Genomic DNA, 443 nt, shown 5'->3' on the forward strand with positions numbered 1-443 from the left:
GTTCCTCCGGCCGATCGGCGGAGAGCGTCACTTCGGCCGGGTGTCGCCCTTGGGCTTGGGCAGATCGGGCAGCTTCGGCTGGCCGACCGGCTTTGGCCTGGGACACGGGGCGTAGGAGCAGGCCGGCGGCGTGGTTTCCGGCTGACAGCAGCGATGGATCTCGGCACGCAGCGCGGCAAGCCGCTCGCTTTCGAGCGCCGCCGCCGGGTTGGTGGTCTCGGCGATGGCCAGCAGCGCGTCGAGATCGTTCCGCATCCCGGTCTGGAGCCCGGTCTGCACCGTTGCCTGGGTGAGGATTCCGCAGGTGTTCTGCGAGATATGCTCAAGCGCGCAGATCATCGTGTCCGCCTGCTCCGTCAGATGGAACATGAGCTTCACTTCCTCGACCTCGATCGCCGCGATCACCGAGAGGACGGCGACTGCCTGATCGAGCGCGGCAACGG

Annotated in this window: 1 protein-coding gene; it reads right to left on the minus strand. The window is 67.7% G+C overall.

Annotated features, from left to right (window positions below; all coding sequences use genetic code 11):
- Positions 1 to 27 precede the first annotated feature (27 nt).
- On the minus strand, positions 28 to 443 hold a 416-nt coding region (locus tag RAD15_RS43900; RefSeq protein ID WP_458184877.1), incomplete at its 5' end, for a hypothetical protein.

The organism is Bradyrhizobium sp. 14AA (assembly GCF_054185205.1).